We start from the raw sequence: 16,428 nt of genomic DNA, 5'->3' as shown, positions 1-16,428 counted from the left end.
CAACAGGAAGCGTCAGGGTCGAACGTTGGCGGTGCGCATGACAAGGCTTCCGCGCGCCACTTCCCGCCGCCGGGCCCTGCGCGTCACTCCGACAGCAGCACGACCTCCAGCTTCCGCGGCCCGTGCACCCCCTCGACCCGGTCCAGCTCGATGTCGCTGGTCGCCGAGGGCCCCGAGATCCAGGTCAGCGGCCGCGCCGGATCGAGGCGTTCGAGCGCCTGCGGCACCGAGTCGACCACCTGGTCCGGTACGCGCACGACACAGATGTGGTGGTCGGGAACGAGCGAGATCCGACGGCGGCCCTGGTCGGGCGAGCCGTCCAGCACGAGGGTGCCGGTCTCGGCGATCGCCACCGCGCAGCCGGTGACGACGCTGTCCACCCCGTCCAGTTCGCGTGCGGTGCTCGCCGCCCGGTCGTGGATGCGGGTCTGGTCGGCGGCGGCCATCCAGAACGGCTCCAGCCACGGCGGCACGAGCACCGTCCGCGCACCGTGCTCGTTCAGCAGACGCATGATCAGCATCGCCAGGCCGTCCCGGTCGCTGTGGTGCACCAGCGCCCGGTACTCGGCGAGGTTCTCCGCCAGCAGCGCCGCGGTCTCCTCCGGCGTACGCGTACCGTGTACGCGCAGGTAGTCCCGCGGGACCGGCGTATCGTCCGGCCACTCGTCGCGCGGCACGTCCGCCAGCGCCCGGCGCACCCGCGCCAGTACCACGTCCCGGCTGCTCACTTGCCCTGCTCCTCTCCACGGGTACGCCGCCACCAGTCCCGGAACGACTCGGCCGGCACCCGCGGCAGGTCCCGGCTGTCCGACCAGGCCCGCCCGGGCCCCGGCAGCCGGCGCGGATGCAGCCGCCGGGTACGCGCCGCCAGCCGCTGGCCCGTCCGCAGCACCCCCGGATGCCCGAAGGCGAAGCCCGCCGCGCGCATCGCGGCCCGCTCGGCGGCGTGCCCCCTGGCCGGCTTGACGACGGTCTTCACGCCGCGCCGCGTGACCGGGCCGCCCTGCACCACCCGCTCCCGCAGGTGCACCAGCACCTCCGGGATGTCGATGGCCACCGGGCACACCTCGTAACAGGCGCCGCACAGCGACGAGGCGTACGGCAGCGAGGCGTCCAGCTCGCTGCCCGTGCCGCGCAGCTGCGGGGTGAGGATCGCGCCGATCGGCCCCGGGTACGGCGACCCGTACGCGTGCCCGCCGGCCCGCTCGTACACCGGGCACACGTTCAGGCAGGCCGAGCAGCGGATGCAGCGCAGCGCCTGCCGGCCGACCGGGTCGGCGAGGGTGTCGGTGCGCCCGTTGTCCAGCAGTACGAGATGGAAGGCGCTCGGGCCGTCCCCGTCCGTGGTGCCGGTCCACATCGAGGTGTAGGGGTTCATCCGCTCGGCCGTCGAGGACCGCGGCAGCAGCTGGAGGAAGATCTCCAGGTCCTGCCAGGTCGGCACCACCTTCTCGATGCCGACGACGGAGATCAGCGTCTCCGGCAGGGTCAGGCACATCCGGCCGTTGCCCTCGGACTCCACGACGACCAGCGTGCCCGTCTCGGCGACCATGAAGTTGGCGCCGGACACGCCGACCTTCGCGTTCAGGAACTTCTCGCGCAGGTGCAGCCGCGCCGCCTCCGCCAGCTCGGCCGGCGAGTCCGAAAGCCCGTCCGGCGCCGGGCGCCCCCAACGCCCCATCCGCTCGCGGAAGATGTCCCGGATCTCGCCCCGGTTGCGGTGGATCGCCGGCACCAGGATGTGCGAGGGCAGATCGTCGCCCAGCTGCACGATCAGCTCCGCGAGGTCCGTCTCGTACGCGCTGATGCCCGCCTCGGCCAATGCCCGGTTCAGTCCGGTCTCCTGCGTCGCCATCGACTTGACCTTGACGACCTCGCGCTCGCCGGTCTCCCGCACCAGCCGGGTGACGATGGCGTTGGCCTCGGCGGCGTCCGCCGCCCAGTACACCCGCCCGCCGGCGGCCGTCACGGACTCCTCCAGCTGCTCCAGGTAGTGGTCGAGGTGGCGCAGCGTACGGTCCTTGACGGCGGCGCCCGCGGCCCGCAGCCGGGCCCAGTCGTCCAGCTCCGCGACCGCCTTGGCGCGCTTGTCGCGGATGGTGTGGGTGGCGTGCCGCAGGTTGGCGCGCAGCCGGGTGTCCCGGGTGGAGGACGCGGCGGCCGCGGGGAACGCGGGCATGCCGAGGTATGTGCCGCTCATCGGGGGCTCCCTTCCGTACCGGTTTCCGCGCCCGGCTCCGTGGCGGCCAGGATCTCCGCGATGTGCACGGGCCTGACCCCGGCGCCCTGCCGCGTGAGCGTGCCGCCGATGTGCAGCAGGCAGGAGTTGTCGACCGTGCAGACCGCTTCCGCGCCGGTCGCGCGGATGTTGCGGGCCTTGTCCGTGCCCATCGCGGCCGACACCGCCGGGTTCTTCACCGCGAACGTGCCGCCGAACCCGCAGCACTCCTCGGCCCCCGGCAGCTCGCGCAGGTCGAGCCCCCTGACGTGCTCCAGCAGCCGCCGCGGCCGGTCGCCCAGCCCGAGCATGCGCAGGCCGTGACAGGTGGGGTGGTAGGTGACGGTGTGCGGGTAGTAGGCGCCGACATCCGTCACTTTCAGCACATCGACCAGGAACTCGGTCAGTTCGTACGTCTTCGGCACGGCGCGCGCCGCCGCCCCGGCCAGCTCCCGGCCGCCGCGCCCCTCGGCCGCAGCCCGCTCCGCGATCCGCGGGTAGTTGTCCCGCACCATCGCCGCGCACGAACCTGACGGGGTGACCACGTAGTCGTAGTCCGCGAAGGCCCGGTCGTAGCGGCGCACCAGCGGCTCCGTGAGGTGCCGGTAACCGGTGTTGAACTGCGGCTGGCCGCAACAACTCTGCTCCGGCGGGAATCCCACGTCGACACCGAGACGTTCCAGCAGCGTGATCACTGCCCGGCCGGTGTCCGGGTAGAGCGTGTCGTTGATGCAGGTGACGAACAGTGCTACGCGCACGTTGCCATCTCCTTTCGGCTGCCGTCAACCGCTGGCGGTGGACCGTCTCACCGGTACATGATCACCTGTCGGCTCATCCTGCCCCAGCGGCGGGCGAAGGAGAAGGACCCGGAGCGGAGGACCATGACGCGTGCGGAGCAGGCCGAGGACGTGCGGCGGGAGGGGGCGCCGGACGGCGCGCCGCGGCAGGTGTCGCAGCTGCGGCAGCTGGCCGCCGCGTCGGTCGGCAACGCCGTGGAGTGGTACGACTGGTACGCGTACTCCTTCCTGGCCGTCTACATCGCCGACCGGGTCTTCCCCAAGGGCACCGGCAACTCCCTGGTGCCGCTGCTGTCCACCTTCGCGGTGTTCGCGGTCGGCTTCTTCATGCGCCCGGTCGGCGGGCTGCTGATGGGCGCGGTCGCGGACCGGCGCGGCCGGCGGACGGCGCTGACCCTGACGATCCTGCTGATGGGCGGCGGCAGCCTGCTCGTCGCCGTCACCCCCACCTACGCGGCCGCCGGCGTGCTGGCGCCGATCGTGCTCGTCGTCGCCCGGCTGGTGCAGGGACTCTCGGTGGGCGGCGAGTTCGCCGCCTCCACGACCTTCCTCGTCGAGTCGGCGGGGCCCGGCCGGCGCGGGCTGTTCTCCAGCTTCCAGTACGTCTCCACCACCGCCGGCCAGCTGCTCGCGTCCGGCACCGCCGCCCTGCTCGCGGGTGTGCTGACCGACGGGCAGATGGGGGAGTGGGGCTGGCGCCTGGTCTTCCTGATCGGCGCGGTGTTCAGCCTGCTCGGCCTGTGGGTCCGCAGCGGGGCGCGCGAGACGCAGAGCGCGCGGCAGCGTGCCGCCGCGCGCCCCGGCCTCTTCGAGGCGCTGCGCCGCTACCCCCGCCAGTCCCTGCTGATCTGCGGCATCACCGCGGGCGGCACCCTCGCGTACTACACCTGGACCACCTACCTGCCCACGTACGCGCAGGTCAACGTGGGCTTCGACAAGAGCGAAGCGCTCACCGCCGGCACCCTGTCCCTGCTGTTCTTCGCCCTGCTCCAGCCGCTCGGCGGCCTGCTCTCGGACCGCGTCGGCCGCAAGCCGCTGCTACTCGGCTTCGCACTGGGCTTCGCGCTGCTCGCCGTGCCGCTGCTGCACCTGGTGACGGACGCGTTCTGGTCGCTGCTGCTGGTGCAGTGCGCGGGCATGGTGCTGCTGACCGGGTACACCGCGGTGGCCGCCGCCGTGAACGCCGAAGTCTTCCCGGCACGGGTGCGCGCCGCGGGCATCGGGTTCCCGTACTCGCTGACCGTGGCCCTCTTCGGCGGCACCGCCCCGTATGTCGGCACCTGGTTCAAGCAGGCCGGGCACGCGGACTTCTTCCCCTGGTACGTCTCCGCGCTCTGCCTGGTCTCCTTCGTCGTGTACCTGACCCTGCCGGAGACCGCGAAGCAGAAGCTGGACACCTGAGACGGGCGTGCGCGCGGGCCGTCCGCGGTCCGCGCGCACACCGCGAACGGCCCGCTTCCCGGTCACTCCGGAAGCGTCACTTGCGGGCGACGATGGCCGCGTTGGCGCCGGGCGCCTCGAACGGGACCTTGCGGACCTCGGCGAACCCGGCGTCGGTCAGCCAGGAGCTGTACTCCGCCGCCGTGTAGTTGCGGCCACCCTCGGTCTCCACCAGCATGTTCAGGCTCATCAGCGCGGCCGGCGCCGGCCCGGTCAGGTCGTCGTCGACCATCAGCTCGCTGATCACCAGCGTGCCGTCGGGCGGCAGCGCCGCACAGCACTTGTCCAGCAGGGTGCGGTTGGTGTCCTCGTCCCAGTCGTGCAGGATCATCGACAGCACGATGACGTCGTGCCCGCCGGGCAGGTCGGGCTCGGCGAGGAAGTCGCCGGGGTAGGTGCCGACGCGGTCGGCGAGTCCGGCGTCGGCGATGTTGCGCTCCGCGATGGGACACACCCTCGGCAAGTCGTACACCGTCGCCTTGAGCCCGGGATGCTGCCGGCACAGCTCGATGGCGTACGCGCCGGAGCCGCCGCCCAGGTCCAGCAGCCGCGTCCCGGCGGTGAGGTCCACCACCTCGCCGAGCCGCTGCGCGGTCCACGACGACACCGCGTGCATCGCCTCCCAGAAGACGGAGAGCAGCCCCGGGTCCTCGGTGTCGAAGAGGTGCGGCTGCTTGTCGGGGTCCCAGGTGGTGGGGCGGTTGGTGCGCACGGCCTCGCCGAGCCGGCCCCAGCCGGGATACAGCCGCTGGTCCAGCATCCGCAGCCAGCCGCTGAAGTGGTACGGGCGGCCCGGCACCAGATAGGCGTCGGTCAGCGCCGAGTTGACGAAGCGTCCGTCCCCGCGGCGCTCCAGCAGGTCCAGTGCCGCGCAGCCGGTCAGCAGCATCCCCGCGGGCCGGGTGCCGATCTCCAGCTCCTCGGCGCACTCCTCGACCGTGCCGCCGCCGAGCCGGTCGAGCAGCCCGAACAGGCCCAGCTCGTCGGCGGTGGCCAGCGTCTTGAACGCCCAGAACCCGGTGGCTAACTGCATCAGCGGCAGCGGGGACGCGATCGGCGCGGCGGGATGCGGGGATGCCATGGGATGCCTCCATGAGTCGTTGCGTGCGTGATACGGGGGACGTACGGAAAACGCACGGGAGTTTACGGACGCGAACATGTGTCCGCGTCCGTGATCACTACCACCGCCGGGAGGCTGTCACACACGGAAAACGGGCACCGTGGGCCGGTGCCCGTCAAGGGGGCGAAAAAGCGGCGCCGCCGCGCGCGGGGGAAGCCGGGGCAGCGCCGTGAGCGGGGACTTTGCAGCTGTCAGGGCGAGTGGCCGTGCGCACCTCCTGTCTCGATGGTGCCGCCGAGGCGGTCGCGCAGCGGGAACAGCGCAGCCGCCGTAGGGCCGGTGACCGACCATCGGGTACCGACCAGGTACGTACCTCCGTACGCCTGCGCCTCGGTGAGCCAGGCGCGTTTCTTGCTGTCGCTGCTGAAAGTCAGGATGCGGAAGACGCCGCGACCGGTGGTGCAGCCGCCTTCGCGCAGCTCCCGGGCGTCGACGATGACGTCGGCGCGGCAGCCCAGTGCGGAGGCGATCCGTGCCATGGAGGCGGGGGCGCCCGGCGCGGCGGGGGAGGGGGCGGCGGGCGGGGAGCGCCGGCCGTCCGGTGCCGGGCCGCCGCCGTTCGCGTAACCGGCGACGACGATGGTGCAGGACAGGCCGCCCGCGACCAATAGGGGCAGTAACGGACCGGACGGGAGCTTCACGGCGGGTCCTCTCCTCTCAACGTCGGTTCAACAGCGGCTCAATGGCGACTCAATGGCGACTCAACGACGGCTCAACGGCAGTCGCGGCCGGAATTGATGCAGTCCACGGCCCGGCGCATCAGCTGCCGCGGCATCACGTTGACGAAATCACCGTGGTCCGTCACCGGGTTGTGCAACTGGTCGGGGAAACTGTCCACCGCGTAGAGCGTGTTCTGCGGAATGGCGTACGTCAGCCGCTGCACCAGCCGGGGAATGGCCTGGAAACCGCTGCGGCACCGGCCGTCGGCCCCCGGGAAAACGACGTGGGTACGGTGATTGGCACTGTCGATGTTGCGCCCGTCCCAGCAACTGGGAAAGGCCAGGGACCGTACGACGTTGCTGCCCCGGGGGCAGAGCGGATATTTGTTCCCGAGCTGCCGGTCTTCGAATCCCGTGCAGCTCCACGAGGCATGGGCGTTGCCCGTACCGTTTGTCAGCGCTTTCGCGTCGCCGGTGAGATTCCGCAGGAACGGCGGCATTTCGGTGACCTTGCCCGCCGCGTTGCCGTCGAACTCCAGCGATACGGAAGCGGGGCGGAGGATCGTACCGACATTGCCGTCCCGGCCGCCGCCCGGCGCGTCGGCGTCGCGTTCCCGCCCGTTGTCGCGGAGCCGCAGCACCGGCCAGTAATAGGCGGACCGGTCCCCGTTGCCGCACGTCGTGCCCGCCCCGGCCAGTTCGTTGTCGGAGGAGAACGCGTCCGTCTCCAAGTTTCCGACATAGTCGTGCAGATGATGGGCGCCATTGCGCACGCCCGGCGCGACGATCAGGTTGTCCGGGTTGTTGTGGCCGTTTTCGTTGCGCCCGCACTCCGACAGGAAGGAACCGCCGGCAGCGCCCTGCCCGCCGCCTCTTCCGTTGCCCGGCGCATTCGGCCGTACGGTCCGTATGTCCACGAAATCGTCGCGGAAAGGACCGTTGTCCGCGCTGTTTCCGTCCTGCGCGCCCCTGGGCGCGTTCAGGGCGGCGGCGGAACCCCGCGTGGTCCGGCACGTACTCAGGCCGTCCAGCGCCTCGGGCCGCTCACCGGCCTTGCGCAGCGCGTCCGTGATGCGCCCGATCGTGGCCTTGCGGTCCCGATCCAGCGTACGCAGCACCCGGTCCTGCGCGCCCGGATCCGCCGACCACTGCTGGAACGCCTCGGCAACCTGGGCTTCCAGCCGCCCCAGGTCCCGGTTCACCGTGGGCGCCGCTGCCGGCGGGAGGCGGCGCAACCGCTGCCCCACGTCCGGACAGCTGATGGTCCGGCCGGCCGCCGTCGTGCCCCCGCCACCGGGCCCCGCACCGGCGGGCCCTGCCAACGCCTGGGCGGCGATCACCGCCGTACCGCCGCAAGCGGCCAGCGCGGTGGCGATCAGCACGCCGCTCTGTTTGGTGAGGCGGGTTCTTTTGTGCGTCCGCGTCGATGCCTGCTGTTGCCGCCGGTATTGCTGCCGTTTCATGTCATCACTTCTCTTAGGAGTTGCGGTTCTCTGAGCGCGGCTGGATCACGACCACGGCCGGATCACGAGGACGGCGGGGGCGCCGGCTGCTGGGCGGGCGGCGCAACCGTAACCGCGCCCGGCCCGGCGGACGGCTGTCCGTCGGCGAGTGCCCCGAAGTCGACCAGTCCGGTTTCCTCCAGGGCCGTGATGTGATCGAGCACGACGGAATTGGCCCGGGTGGCCAGGTCACGGATCACGGAATTACGGGTGCCGGCCCGCACCTGGGCGACGAGCGAGAAGACCTTGCCGTGCGCGCGGCGGGCCAGATTCGCGAACAGCCGCTCATAGGCGTCGCCCCGGGCCGCTCCCAACTGGTCGAGCCAGCCCTGCTGCTCGGGAGTCGGCCGGCCGGGCAGGGTGATGTCCAGCATCCGCCCGACATCGGCGGCGCGTTGATTGAGATCGGTGTGCCCCTCCATCAAATGCCGCCCCGCGTGTTTGACGGCCGGACGCGTCCCGCGTTGCAGCGCCTGCCGGCCGGCGGGCAGTTCCCACAGCCCGGCCTGCCGCACCTTCCGGACGAATTCCCGGTCGAGCGGGGACAACGGGCCCGACGGCGTGTTCCACACTCCGAGCCCGTCGTCCTGCGCGGCAGGGGCGGCGCCGTTCGCCGCGCTGCTGCCGGTGCTCGCGAACAGCTGCACCGGCAGCAAAATGGCCACGGCGGTCAGGGAAAGCCCGGCGACGACCAGCCCGGTGCCCACCGAAAACCGCGACCGGACACCGCCGATCACCGAACGCCGCCGTCCGACGCTTCGCAAAGTGCCCTCCTTCTCCGGGTGACGGGAAAGAGGACGCTAATGCGGCGCGGACCGTTTTTCCGTTGCTTGGCACCAACCGGACAAAGACCCGCCGCGGCCGCCTCCGCTTGCTAGGGTGCCGGGCCGCGCAGGTCCCGGGGCGCCCGTACGGCCGCCTGCCGCCCATACGCTTCCGCGGCACCCGTCGCCCCGGCCGACACGCCCGGAATGTCCGGGCCATCCGGGTGATTTGCTGGCGTGGGACGTCGCACCCGGAACAGGGAGTGCATATCTGTAGCAAACACAGCAACGCTGCCGGTCCGCCATGGCGGCCGTAGCCGTACGTGAAGGAGACGTCCCCATGTCCGCACCGCGCCGCCTGTTGACCACGGCCTGTGTGACCGCACTCGCCCTCACCGGGCCACTGGGCGGCAGCATCTCGCTGGCCTCCGCTCCGGACGGCCCGCGCCCGGCACCGGCGCACCGGGCGGAGCCGATCCGCGTGGGCAAGGGCAGCGGCGACTTCTGCCTGACACCCGGGGCCACCCGCGCCCTCGCCAAGGCGCACGTACGGCTGACCGCGATCCGCCCGGCCCGGCTGACCGGCAACCGCGAACGGCTCTGCGCCACCACGCCGATCACCGGCGGCTCGGTCAACCGCAGCGCGACCAAGGGCGAGATCGACTTCGACGGCGGCTTCGACTTCACCCGGGGCGGCCGCCATCTGCGGGTCAACCACCTCAAGGCCGACTTCGCCACGGGCCGGGTTTCCGGCGACGTCCGGGGCGCCCGGCCCGCCAGGACGGCGTTCCTGGCGTTCAAGCCGGACCCGAAGAAGGTACGGTTCCGCGCCGGCAAGGTCACGGCTCGTACCGAGTTCACGCTGACGAGCCACGGCGCTGCGTCCTTCAAGAGCGCCTTCGGCACCGCGCCGGTCGCGGCGGGCGAGCAGCTCTTCGAAGGGGACGGCACGGCGGACGTCCAGCTGCCGCACCCGCTCCACACCCTCCGCCCCGCCAGGCCGACGCTCGACGTCGTGCAGTGACTTCGTAGCGCAGTGACTTCGTAGTGCGGTGATTTCTTAGTGCCGTGACTTCGTAGCCTTCCACCGCCCCGGCTCCTGCGGCAGAGCCGGGGCGGTCCGCGAGCCGGTCAGGCGGCAGTCCGGACGGCCGGACGCAGGAGCTGCCGGATGTCGCGTACGGCCGCGCGTCCGGCGCGGTTGGCGCCGACGGTGCTGGCGGAGGGGCCGTATCCGACGAGGTGGACACGGGGGTCGCGGACCGCGCGGGTGCCGTCCAGGCGGCTGCCGCCGCCCGGTTCGCGCAGGTGGAGCGGGGCCAGGTGGCCCAGGGCCGGGCGGAAGCCGGTGGCATAGAGGATGGCGTCGGCGTCGACGCCGGTCACGCCGTCGTCCCGTACGCCGTCCGCCCAGCGGACACCGGTCGCGGTGACCCGGTCGAACATCGGGTGGCGGACCAGCACGCCCCGCTCGCGCGCCCGCCGCATGGCCTCCGTCATCGGCAGGCCCGTGACGGACACCACGCTCCGCGGCGGCAGCCCCCGCCGGACCCGGTCCTCGACCAGTGCGACGGCCGCGCGGCCCTGCTGCTCGTCGAACGGCCCCTCGCGGAAGAGCGGCGGGCGGCGGGTCACCCAGGTCGTCCCCGCCGCGACCTCCGAGATCTCCAGCAGTTGCTGGACGGCCGACGTGCCGCCGCCCACGACGATCACGCGCTGTCCGGCGAAGTCCCGCGGCCCCCGGTAGCCGGAGCTGTGCAGCTGCCGGCCGCGGAAGTCCGCCTGGCCGGGCAGCCGCGGCCAGAACGGACGGTCCCAGGTCCCGGTCGCGTTGACGAGGGCCCGCGTGGCGTACGCGCCCTCCGAGGTCTCCACCAGCAGGCGGCCGCCCGCGCCGTCGCGCACCGACCGGACGTCCACCGGCCGGTGCACCCGCAGCCCGAAGGTCCGCTCGTAGGCGTCGAAGTAGGCGCCGATCACCTCGGCGGACGGGCGGTCCGGATCGGCGCCGGTCAGCTCCATACCGGGCAGCGCGTGCATCCCGTGGACCTTCCCGTACGTCAGGGTGGGCCACCGGAACTGCCACGCGCCGCCCGGCCGCGGCGCGTGGTCCAGCACGACGAAGTCCCGGTCCGGCTCGTACCCCGTCCGCCGCAGGTGGAAGGCGGCGGCCAGGCCCGCCTGCCCGGCGCCGACCACCACGACCTCGGCTTCGCGCACCCCGCTGTTGTTCATGCTTCTACCAACCAGGGCGCGGGCCGGAATCTTCCGCGCCCCGCGCGGCCCCGCTCAGCGGCCGCCCGCGACGAGCAGGGGCGCCCCGCCCGGCGCCGAGGCCGGCCGGCCGTTGGCCGCAGGGACGCCGGACAGGGGCGGGCGGCCGGCGGGCAGCAGCCCCCTGGCGGCCAGCTCCGGCCGTACCCCCTCGCCGAACCAGTACGCCTCCTCCAGGTGCGGGTAGCCGGAGAGCACGAAGTGCTCGATGCCGAGCGAGTGGTACTCCTCGATCCGGTCGGCCACCTCCGCGTGGCTGCCGACCAGCGCCGTCCCGGCCCCGCCGCGTACGAGACCCACACCGGCCCACAGGTTCGGCGCGATCTCCAGCCGGTCGCGTGAGCCGCCGTGCAGCGCCAGCATCCGCTGCTGGCCCACCGACTCGCTCTTGCCCAGCGCCTGCTGCGCGGCGGCCACCGTGTCCGGGTCCAGATCGTCCAGCAGCTGGTCGGCCGTGGCCCACGCCTCCTTCGCCGAGTCGCGCGAGATGGTGTGCAGCCGGATGCCGAAGCGGACCGTACGGCCCTCGCGCGCGGCCAGGCCGGAGATCCAGTCGATCTTCTGCTTGACCTGCTCGGGCGGTTCGCCCCAGGTGAGGTAGACATCGACGTTGCGGGCGGCGACCGGCCCAGCGGCGGCCGACGAACCACCGAAGAAGATCTCCGGGAGCGGGTCGGGCGGCAACGCGGTCAGCCCGCCCTCCACCTGGTAGTGCGCACCCTGGAAGTCGAACGGAACGCCGCCCCACACCCCCCGCACGATCTGCAGGAACTCGTCCGTCCTGGCATAGCGCCGGTCGTGGTCCAGCGCGTCCCCGAAGCGCCGCTGCTCGGTCGAGTCCCCGCCGGTCACCACGTTCAGCAGCAACCGGCCGCCGGAGATCCGCTGGTACGTCGCGGCCATCTGCGCGGCCAGCACAGGGGAGATCACCCCGGGCCGGAAGGCCACCAGGAACTTCAGCCGGTCGGTGACCTGGGTGAGCGCCGCCGTCGTCAGCCACGCGTCCTCGCACCACGTACCCGTCGGTGTGAGCACCGCTTCGAACTCGAGCTGCTCGGCCGCCTTGGCGATCTGCGTCAGATACCCGATGTCCGGTGCCCGTACGCCGCTGACCGGGGTGATGCGGTCGCGCTTGATCCCGCCGTCGGTGTACGCGTGCCGGTCGACGAGGGAGCGCCCGTCGCCGCCGGTGGGCAGGAACCAGTGCAGATGTACGGTCATGATGATCAGCCGGCCTTTCCGTCGGTGCCGTAAGTACGTGGTGCCGTGCTCGAAGGCGGCAGGGCGCCGTTGAAGCGGGTGTCGACGAAGGACGAGAAGTCGAAGCGTCCCGGTATCAGCTTCAAGTCGGCGAAGGTGTCGGCTATCTGCTGCTCGGAGGCGACGGCCGCCCGGTCCAGGGCGACCGTCACCGCCGTACCCCGGGTGCGCTTGACCGCGGCCAGCGCCACCTTCCGCGGCAGTCCGGTCTCCTCGGCCCACACCTTCGCCCACGCGTCCGGATGCCGGTGCACCCAGTCCTGCGCGCGCCGCAGCCGGTCCACGTAGTCCTTGAGCGCCGCGGACTTCTTCCCGTCGGCCAGGGCGGCGGGCGCCGCGACCTGGAAGCTGAGGCCGTTGACGACGCCCTCCCCGGTGGTCAGCACCCGCGCGTCCGTCTGGTCGAGCGCCTGCGAGGTGTACGGGTCCCAGATCGCCCAGGCGTCCACCCGGCCGCGGCTGAACGCGGCCAGCGCGTCGGCGGGCTGGAGGTAATTGAGGGTCACGTCCTTCGGCGTCAGCCCGGCCTTCTTCAGCGAGGCGACGAGCTGGTAGTGCGCGGAGCTGCCCTGCGCCACCGCGACCGACTTGCCCTTCAACTGCGCGGGCCGCGTGAGCGGGGAGTCCTTCTTCACCAGGATCGCCTCGCCGGCGGAGGCGCCGTGCGTGGCCGCGATCACCTTGATCTTCGAATGCGCGGCGGCGGCGAAGACGGGCGGCGTGTTGCCCACCGCGCCGATGTCCACGGCCCCGGCGTTGACCGCCTCCAGCAACGGCGGCCCGGAGGTGAAGGTCGACCACTGGATCCGGTACGGAAGGTCGTCCAACTCCCCGGCCGCCCGCAGCACGGATGCCGAACCCCCTTTCTGGTCACCGACGTTGAGGGTCACCGAGCCTTTCCCGTCGGTCCCGCCACGGGTCCCGCCCCCGGAGCCGTCCGCCCGGGACGCCCCACCGCAGGCGGCGAGCAGCAGGACGAGGGGCAGCAGCAGGGCTGCCGGGGCGAGGCGGCGTCGCGGTATGGGTGGTGTGGGCGGTGCCCACCGTTCAAGCGGTGTCATACGTGATCCGTTCCGTTCTTTCTTCCGTACGTCGGGGTCGCCTCACGCGGGCCTCACGCGGACCTCGCGCGGGTCTCACGCGGCCTCACGCGGCCGAAGCCGCCGGCCCCGCGTCGTCCGCCGCCACCCCCAAGCGGTCCAGCAGCCGTGCGCGCAGCGCGGCGAAACGCGGATCGGCGACCTCGCGCGGCCGCGGCAGGTCCACCTCGCTCTCGTACGCGATCACGCCGCCCTCCATCACCAGCACACGGTCGGCGAGCAGCAGGGCCTCCTCCACGTCGTGCGTGACGAGCAGCACCGCGCACCCCCGCTCCTGCCACAGTTCGGCCACCAACTGCTGCGCTTTGATGCGCGTCAACGCGTCCAGCGCGCCGAACGGCTCGTCCAACAACAAGAGATCGGGCTCACGCACCAACGCGCGCGCCAGCGAGGCGCGCTGAGCCTCGCCCCCCGACAGCGTCTTCGGCCACGCGTCCACCCGGTGCCCGAGCCCCACCTCCTCCAACGCCGCCACCGCCACGCCACGTTCGGGGTTGCCCGGCAAGCCGAGCAGCACATTGCGCCACACCCGCTTCCACGGCATCAGCCGCGGCGCCTGGAAGGCGACGGCCCTGCGACGCGGCACCAGCACCTGGCCCGAGATCTCCCGGTCCAGCCCGGCCAGCACCCGCAACAGCGTGGACTTGCCGCAGCCGCTGCGCCCGAGCAGCGCGACGAACTCGCCCGGCGCCACCTCCAGCCCGAGCCGGTCGATGACGGCCCGCCCGCCGAAGGACCGGCTGAGCCCCCGCACCCGTACGGCAGCCCCCTCGGCCGTCCCGTGTTCCGCGGTTTTCACTGCCCTGTGAACGTCGGCCGCCATTGCAGCAACAACCTCTCCAAAGTGCGGACGATGAAATCGGCGAAGAGCCCGAGGACCGCGTACACGATCAGGCACACCACGATCACATCGGTACGGAAGAACTCCCGGGCCTGATTCATCAGGAACCCGATTCCGTCGTCGGCGTTGACCTGTTCACCGAAGACGAGCGCCAGCCAGGCGGTGGCGAGCGAATAGCGCAGTCCCGTCATGGCCCCGGGCAGCGCGCCCGGCAGCACCACATGCCGGACCAGCCCCCAGCGCCCGAGCCCCAACGAGGTGCCGGCCTCCACCAACTGCGCGTCCACACCGCGGATTCCGGCGTACACGTTCAGGTAAAGGTGGAAAGCCACGCCCAGCGCGATCAGTGCAATCTTCGGCGCCTCGCCGATACCCAGCCAAATGATGAACAGCGGAATGACGCCCACCCACGGCACGGACCGCAACATCTGCACGACCGGATCGACGAGATCCTCGCCCAGCCGCGACAGCCCGGACAGCAGTGCCAGCCCCACGCCGGCGACCGCCCCCACCGCCAGCCCGACGGCGACGCGTTGCAGGGACACCGACATCGCCGAGGGCAGCGTCCCGTCGGACACCAGCGTCCCGGCCGTACGGGCGATGGTCCCCGGCGAGGCGAGTATGTCGCCCTCCAGCACCCCGCTCGCGCTCAGCACCTGCCACAACGCGAGCAGGAACACCGGCACCACGGCCCGCCGCACCCACCGCGGCACCGACCGCCGGCGGGCCGACACCGGCACGACGGGTTCCAGCTCCGGCCCGGTACGCGGCCCACCCGCCGGCCGCCCGGCGACCGGCCGCGGCACACCGGGCAGCGCCTGGCCGACCGCGGCCTGATCAACACTCATGAACGCTCCAGAATCGACAAGTCGGTGATCCGCGGTCAGGAAAGGGAAAGCGCTGAGGCGGCGCTGACAACACGGAAAGACGCACGCAGGAAAACCGACCGGCCCGGCACCCGCACAAGAAACGCCGCCGACCTCGGCAAACCGTCAGCTGGTCAGCGTGCTGATACGTGCCCGAAAGGGGCCTGGCGCGGCTCGGGAAAACCGCCCGGCGCGGCCTGGTACAACCTCAGCAACCGCGGCGACACGCGGCGGACGCCACCCGCAGCAGGTCGATGTGACCGCGCGTGATGAGCCGAGCTGACGTAGACATGTCGCAGAACGTAGCGGCGCCCCCGAAGACCGGTCAAACGCCGTCTCGCCTGCTGGACCTTTGTTGCGGCGACATTGCCCGCACCGCCGACGCACACCTGCGCGGATTCACGGCGCACCCGTACGAAAATGGACCCATGACCAACGCATTCAAGACCCGCACCCTGGACCTCACCACCGGCACCAAGGAAACCGTCGCCGACATCACCGACGACTGCGCCGCCTTCCTCCGCGACGTCGCCGGCGACGCCTCCGGCCTCCTCAACGTCTTCGTCCCGCACGCCACCGCCGGCATCGCCGTCATCGAAACCGGTGCCGGCAGCGACGACGACCTCCTCGGCGCCCTCCGTGACCTCCTCCCCGCCGACGACCGCTGGCGCCACCAGCACGGCTCCCGGGGCCACGGCCGCGACCACGTCCTCCCCGCCTTCGTCCCGCCCCACGCCACCCTCCCCGTCATCGACGGCCGCCTGGCCCTGGGCACCTGGCAATCGGTGTGCTTCGTGGACACCAACAGGGACAATCCGGAGCGTCAGGTGCGGCTGAGCTTCCTCGGGTAGGTCCGGCGGCTGCGTGCTACGGCAGCGTGAAGTAGATCATCGGGTTGTGGTCACCGTCCCGGACCGGTTCGTCGAGGCCCAGGTCCCTTTTGGCAAGGGCGAGTTCCCGTGTCACCCCGGGCGCCTTGGCGGTGGACGCCGTGAAGAATGCGATGTCGTTACCGGCCAGCCACCTGACGATGACCGAGCCCTCGCTGAAAGGTTTGGGACGCCGGCCGTGGAAGACGTCGTGGACACTGGCCGGCGTGCCCGGGGGGACGGCCGGGAAGAGGGTGTCGATGTACCAGCGGGCGAACCGGGCGCCGTGGTCGGCGTCGATGAAGAGGTAGTCCACCTCGGCGGGGACCTTGCCGGGGTGCTTGCGGACGTCGCCCTTGGTGAACGTCCAGCGTTCCGCGGAGAGTTCGGCCGGTACGTTGCGCACGACATGGTCGACGATGTCGAACGAATGGAGGTGCCCCGTCCCGTTGTCCCGCAAGGCGCTGAGGATCCACATGGTGGACCAGCCGTAAAAGGTGCCGATCTCCACCACCACCTCAGGGCGCAGATCGCGCAGGAGCAGGTAGGTGATTTCGGCCTCGTAGTCGTCGAGTTGCGCCTTCATCGAGTTGCCGCGGTCGCGGAGGAGCCGGCGCAGGTCGTCGCGTACCGTCCGCAGGTCTTTCTCGTACTTCTGGTAGAGCGCGCGGATGTGGTCGGTGGTTATGGTGTCCATGCATTCCTCCAATGGGCAGGG

Annotated in this window: 16 protein-coding genes; 3 read left to right on the top strand and 13 right to left on the bottom strand. The window is 71.8% G+C overall.

What is annotated here, in order from left to right:
• Positions 1–83 precede the first annotated feature (83 nt).
• From ACH4OW_RS11820 to ACH4OW_RS11810, 3 genes are read right to left on the bottom strand one after another with little or no spacing between them, the layout of a single operon-like run.
• The gene (locus ACH4OW_RS11820) at positions 84–728 is read right to left on the bottom strand and encodes a lactate utilization protein C (protein WP_398026992.1); all 645 of its coding nucleotides are present in this window, start codon (positions 726–728) and stop codon (positions 84–86) included.
• Positions 725–2,200 (bottom strand): lactate utilization protein B, encoded by a 1,476-nt coding sequence (locus tag ACH4OW_RS11815; RefSeq protein WP_360128547.1) that lies wholly within the window; start codon positions 2,198–2,200, stop codon positions 725–727. The genes ACH4OW_RS11820 and ACH4OW_RS11815 overlap by 4 nt, the downstream gene beginning before the upstream one ends.
• Positions 2,197–2,976, bottom strand: a complete 780-nt coding sequence (locus ACH4OW_RS11810) for a (Fe-S)-binding protein (protein ID WP_398026990.1) — start codon at positions 2,974–2,976, stop codon at positions 2,197–2,199. The genes ACH4OW_RS11815 and ACH4OW_RS11810 overlap by 4 nt, the downstream gene beginning before the upstream one ends.
• Before the next feature lie 123 nt (positions 2,977–3,099).
• Between ACH4OW_RS11810 and ACH4OW_RS11805 the strand changes: the two genes are divergently transcribed.
• A complete protein-coding gene (locus ACH4OW_RS11805; protein WP_360128553.1) occupies positions 3,100–4,416 on the top strand; it encodes an MFS transporter in 1,317 nt (438 codons plus the stop codon).
• Between the two features lie 76 nt (positions 4,417–4,492).
• On the opposite strand, the gene ACH4OW_RS11800 is transcribed toward ACH4OW_RS11805, so the two are convergent.
• The 4 genes from ACH4OW_RS11800 to ACH4OW_RS11785 all read right to left on the bottom strand — a co-directional run bounded on the left by ACH4OW_RS11800 (position 4,493) and on the right by ACH4OW_RS11785 (position 8,500).
• Positions 4,493–5,536 (bottom strand): methyltransferase, encoded by a 1,044-nt coding sequence (locus ACH4OW_RS11800; RefSeq protein WP_360128556.1) that lies wholly within the window; start codon positions 5,534–5,536, stop codon positions 4,493–4,495.
• 230 nt (positions 5,537–5,766) lie between these two features.
• Complete coding sequence (locus ACH4OW_RS11795; protein ID WP_398026987.1) at positions 5,767–6,216, bottom strand: hypothetical protein; 450 nt, start codon at positions 6,214–6,216, stop codon at positions 5,767–5,769.
• Positions 6,217–6,287: 71 nt separating this feature from the next.
• Positions 6,288–7,697, bottom strand: coding sequence for a DUF1996 domain-containing protein (locus ACH4OW_RS11790; protein WP_398026985.1), 1,410 nt, complete (start codon positions 7,695–7,697; stop codon positions 6,288–6,290).
• Between the two features lie 62 nt (positions 7,698–7,759).
• Entirely contained in the window at positions 7,760–8,500 is a 741-nt protein-coding gene (locus tag ACH4OW_RS11785) for a DUF4142 domain-containing protein (RefSeq protein WP_360128565.1), read from the bottom strand.
• A gap of 340 nt (positions 8,501–8,840) precedes the next feature.
• Here ACH4OW_RS11785 and ACH4OW_RS11780 point away from each other — a divergent pair, with 340 nt between their 5' ends.
• Positions 8,841–9,524, top strand: coding sequence for a hypothetical protein (locus tag ACH4OW_RS11780; RefSeq protein ID WP_398026983.1), 684 nt, complete (start codon positions 8,841–8,843; stop codon positions 9,522–9,524).
• Positions 9,525–9,631: 107 nt separating this feature from the next.
• Here ACH4OW_RS11780 and ACH4OW_RS11775 read toward each other — a convergent pair whose 3' ends face one another.
• The 5 genes from ACH4OW_RS11775 to ACH4OW_RS11755 form a co-directional block, all read right to left on the bottom strand.
• Positions 9,632–10,735 (bottom strand): NAD(P)-binding domain-containing protein, encoded by a 1,104-nt coding sequence (locus ACH4OW_RS11775; RefSeq protein WP_398026981.1) that lies wholly within the window; start codon positions 10,733–10,735, stop codon positions 9,632–9,634.
• 54 nt (positions 10,736–10,789) lie between these two features.
• Positions 10,790–11,995: an LLM class flavin-dependent oxidoreductase gene (locus tag ACH4OW_RS11770; protein ID WP_398026979.1), complete on the bottom strand. Its 1,206-nt coding sequence runs from the start codon at positions 11,993–11,995 to the stop codon at positions 10,790–10,792.
• A 5-nt stretch (positions 11,996–12,000) separates the two neighbouring features.
• Positions 12,001–13,095, bottom strand: coding sequence for an ABC transporter substrate-binding protein (locus ACH4OW_RS11765; protein ID WP_398026977.1), 1,095 nt, complete (start codon positions 13,093–13,095; stop codon positions 12,001–12,003).
• Between the two features lie 85 nt (positions 13,096–13,180).
• Entirely contained in the window at positions 13,181–13,957 is a 777-nt protein-coding gene (locus ACH4OW_RS11760; protein ID WP_360128580.1) for an ABC transporter ATP-binding protein, read from the bottom strand.
• Entirely contained in the window at positions 13,930–14,823 is an 894-nt protein-coding gene (locus ACH4OW_RS11755) for an ABC transporter permease (RefSeq protein WP_398026974.1), read from the bottom strand. The genes ACH4OW_RS11760 and ACH4OW_RS11755 overlap by 28 nt, the downstream gene beginning before the upstream one ends.
• Positions 14,824–15,269: 446 nt before the next feature.
• On the opposite strand from ACH4OW_RS11755, the gene ACH4OW_RS11750 reads away from it, so the two are divergent.
• Positions 15,270–15,692, top strand: a complete 423-nt coding sequence (locus tag ACH4OW_RS11750; protein WP_398026972.1) for a secondary thiamine-phosphate synthase enzyme YjbQ — start codon at positions 15,270–15,272, stop codon at positions 15,690–15,692.
• A gap of 16 nt (positions 15,693–15,708) precedes the next feature.
• Here ACH4OW_RS11750 and ACH4OW_RS11745 read toward each other — a convergent pair whose 3' ends face one another.
• The gene (locus tag ACH4OW_RS11745; RefSeq protein WP_398026970.1) at positions 15,709–16,407 is read right to left on the bottom strand and encodes a class I SAM-dependent methyltransferase; all 699 of its coding nucleotides are present in this window, start codon (positions 16,405–16,407) and stop codon (positions 15,709–15,711) included.
• Positions 16,408–16,428 lie beyond the last annotated feature (21 nt).

It is taken from the genome of Streptomyces sp. NPDC017056 (assembly GCF_044332485.1).
Classification (GTDB): Bacteria; Actinomycetota; Actinomycetes; order Streptomycetales; family Streptomycetaceae; genus Streptomyces.
Note: the sequence above shows the minus strand (reverse complement) of the source record. Positions and strands in the feature narration are given on the sequence as shown.

Excerpts from the sequence above, each read along its gene's own strand:
- ACH4OW_RS11780 (WP_398026983.1), top strand. The coding sequence starts at position 8,841 with ATGTCCGCACCGCGCCGCCTGTTGACCACGGCCTGTGTGACCGCACTC.
- ACH4OW_RS11770 (WP_398026979.1), bottom strand. The coding sequence starts at position 11,995 with ATGACCGTACATCTGCACTGGTTCCTGCCCACCGGCGGCGACGGGCGC.
- ACH4OW_RS11750 (WP_398026972.1), top strand. The coding sequence starts at position 15,270 with ATGACCAACGCATTCAAGACCCGCACCCTGGACCTCACCACCGGCACC.
- ACH4OW_RS11755 (WP_398026974.1), bottom strand. The coding sequence starts at position 14,823 with ATGAGTGTTGATCAGGCCGCGGTCGGCCAGGCGCTGCCCGGTGTGCCG.
- ACH4OW_RS11800 (WP_360128556.1), bottom strand. The coding sequence starts at position 5,536 with ATGGCATCCCCGCATCCCGCCGCGCCGATCGCGTCCCCGCTGCCGCTG.
- ACH4OW_RS11745 (WP_398026970.1), bottom strand. The coding sequence starts at position 16,407 with ATGGACACCATAACCACCGACCACATCCGCGCGCTCTACCAGAAGTAC.
- ACH4OW_RS11775 (WP_398026981.1), bottom strand. The coding sequence starts at position 10,735 with ATGAACAACAGCGGGGTGCGCGAAGCCGAGGTCGTGGTGGTCGGCGCC.
- ACH4OW_RS11765 (WP_398026977.1), bottom strand. The coding sequence starts at position 13,095 with ATGACACCGCTTGAACGGTGGGCACCGCCCACACCACCCATACCGCGA.
- ACH4OW_RS11805 (WP_360128553.1), top strand. The coding sequence starts at position 3,100 with ATGACGCGTGCGGAGCAGGCCGAGGACGTGCGGCGGGAGGGGGCGCCG.
- ACH4OW_RS11815 (WP_360128547.1), bottom strand. The coding sequence starts at position 2,200 with ATGAGCGGCACATACCTCGGCATGCCCGCGTTCCCCGCGGCCGCCGCG.
- ACH4OW_RS11760 (WP_360128580.1), bottom strand. The coding sequence starts at position 13,957 with ATGGCGGCCGACGTTCACAGGGCAGTGAAAACCGCGGAACACGGGACG.
- ACH4OW_RS11790 (WP_398026985.1), bottom strand. The coding sequence starts at position 7,697 with ATGAAACGGCAGCAATACCGGCGGCAACAGCAGGCATCGACGCGGACG.